Consider the following 2,526-nt stretch of genomic DNA (forward strand, 5'->3'; position numbering starts at 1 on the left):
GGCTTCCGCTTCGCCCCGCGCATTCGTGACCTGGGCGACACCAAGCTCTACATCCCGAAGGGCGATGCCACCTACGAGGCGTTGAAACCGATGATCGGCGGCACGCTCAACATCAAGCACGTCCGCGCCCATTGGGATGAAATCCTGCGGATGGCCACCTCGATCAAGCAGGGCACGGCGACGGCCTCGCTGATGCTCAGGAAGCTTGACAGCTACCCGCGCCAGAACGGCCTGGCCGTCGCCCTGCGTGAGCTGGGACGCATCGAGCGCACACTGTTCATCCTGGACTGGCTGCAAAGCGTCGAGCTGCGCCGCCGCGTGCATGCCGGGCTGAACAAAGGCGAGGCGCGCAACGCGCTGGCCCGCGCCGTGTTCTTCAACCGCCTGGGGGAAATCCGCGACCGCAGCTTCGAGCAGCAGCGCTACCGGGCCAGCGGCCTCAACCTGGTGACGGCGGCCATCGTGCTATGGAACACGGTCTATCTGGAGCGGGCCGCGAACGCCTTGCGTGGCCACGGTCAAGCCGTCGATGACGGCCTGTTGCAGTACCTGTCGCCGCTCGGCTGGGAGCACATCAACCTGACCGGCGATTACCTCTGGCGCAGCAGCGCCAAGATCGGCGCGGGCAAGTTCAGGCCGCTACGGCCGCTGCAACCGGCTTAGCGTGCTTTATTTTCCGTTTTCTGAGACGACCCCTATTTCAACTACTCGATTGAGAATTCGACCAAGCACAGCTTCTTCGACACCGATCCAGCTCAGATAGATGCCGCGACAAGCGGGAAGCTATCTCCCCAAGCATTTGCTCAACAGCTGCTGTATTTGAGAGCCAAATCTACGGACTGGAGTTCGGCAAAAGAAGATCTGCACCGTCTGGTTGAGACTTACTTCCGGCCGAGAAATCCCTACCTACTTGCCAGTGCAATTCCCGAGTGTCAGTAGCTCATTGAATATCTGACTGGTAGTGCCGCTCCAGATCGACCATATCCCCAACTGCGGCAACCAGGTCCCGGGCCGCCTTGATATCGCTTAGATCAGTTGTCCCTGTCAAACGGCAAAGACAATCGTAGGCCGTTGGTCCAAGCCTGAATGGCTCTGGCTCAACGTTACCAAGCTCTTGAATCAATTTGTCTGAGTCAACGGCAGAACCAACCTCAAACAATATGAGATGCCGGCCTCCACTATGGCAATCAACAAACATGTACCGGTAACGCCGGCATTTCTGTAATGGATTGGTTGGTACAAGTTCTGTCGAGAATGAGACATCAAGCCCACAGGTGATGAGGTTGTATGCGTTATCGGCATGAAGCGCTGACGCCGGACAAATCACGCAGCAGTCCTCAAGCTCTGCAATCAGCGTCTGTATCACGCCGTCATTAAGTGGAGATTTCCCTGACGCGAACAACCTAACCATCTCTGGCTGAGTCCCTATCAGGGCGGCGATACCCTCGGCCGAGAATGTCACCGATTTGAGAGTGTTCTTTAGCCACAGATGATCGGAAACGTACTCCAAATCACCCTTGGACGCGGTTACGTATAGCAGCCTGAGATTGCCGGCATACTCAAGAGTCAGTTCCTGGCCGGACACCATCTCTGGCAAGCTCTTTAGCCCCTTGGCCATCCAACCACACGGCTTCAACCGAACCTCATGAGCATCCGCTCCATCGGGATGTTGTTGCGGTGCCCGTTTGGGCCTTGCCAGCAAGGCACGGAAAGCATCCCTCCGCCTACGATCATGTGTCGAAGCCTCGATCCTTGCCTCGGAAATCGCACCATCTCTCAGGGCTCGATTAATCTGGCCGAGAGCTGGCGAGTCCGCGCTGAAGCAATCCGATGGCCTCGTATGGGGGTTGGTCTTCCAATGAATCATTTCCAGCGACTTCTGCTGAAGATCTCTCTTGCTGGCCGCTGTCCTCTTGGTCATAACTCCAACCACCTCAACAGCTGGGGCCAAGCTATGGACGCATTCCACCACCTCAAATTCAGCCAGTAACTCAGGGTCAACGAGAAGCTTATCGGGCACCCCCGCCAATACCTCCAGATCCGTCCAGGCGTCAATCAAGAAGCGTTGCAGCTCTAGGCCTTCACGATCATCGAATAGCTGAAGGTATTTAGGTCGGGTTCCCTCCACAGAGAGCCCAATGATCGTCAGGGGTTTCAACCCATACCTATCAGCATCCGTCTGGGATAACCCCGCCCACACGCAATGGACTTTTTGATCCGCATCGGTGAAGAAGTACTTGGACGACATGACAGAGAGATGCTGAACCAACATGCTGGCCACTCCGGATTAAACCCAGGACTCGACAATCACCGGATCATCGGCGGGATTACGCTCAAGCCTGAATAAACCCTCAGGCAACATCTCTCTCACTTCATCCAGGGTCTGCGCAGAGAACATCTCATCAGTAGGCACTGGTTGCTGGCCGATCAGAAACTTCCTGGCAACGTAGGAATCAGGCATATCGAGTGGTTTATTGAAAATAGTCCAAATCGCCAACTGATCAGTCATCTAGGTCCTCACTAAGG

General features: G+C 56.0%; 3 protein-coding genes. 1 reads left to right on the plus strand and 2 read right to left on the minus strand.

Annotated elements, in window-relative coordinates; genetic code table 11:
• On the plus strand, positions 1–663 hold a 663-nt coding region (locus PA6_RS22105), incomplete at its 5' end, for a Tn3 family transposase (RefSeq protein WP_021703184.1).
• Between the two features lie 277 nt (positions 664–940).
• Here the strand turns inward: PA6_RS22105 and PA6_RS22110 are convergent.
• Both PA6_RS22110 and PA6_RS22115 read right to left on the minus strand, forming a co-directional pair.
• The gene (locus PA6_RS22110) at positions 941–2,272 is read right to left on the minus strand and encodes a hypothetical protein (RefSeq protein ID WP_043217367.1); all 1,332 of its coding nucleotides are present in this window, start codon (positions 2,270–2,272) and stop codon (positions 941–943) included.
• A gap of 15 nt (positions 2,273–2,287) precedes the next feature.
• The gene (locus PA6_RS22115) at positions 2,288–2,509 is read right to left on the minus strand and encodes a hypothetical protein (protein WP_043217369.1); all 222 of its coding nucleotides are present in this window, start codon (positions 2,507–2,509) and stop codon (positions 2,288–2,290) included.
• Positions 2,510–2,526 lie beyond the last annotated feature (17 nt).

The organism is Aquipseudomonas alcaligenes NBRC 14159 (assembly GCF_000467105.1).
Taxonomy (GTDB): domain Bacteria; phylum Pseudomonadota; class Gammaproteobacteria; order Pseudomonadales; family Pseudomonadaceae; genus Aquipseudomonas; species Aquipseudomonas alcaligenes.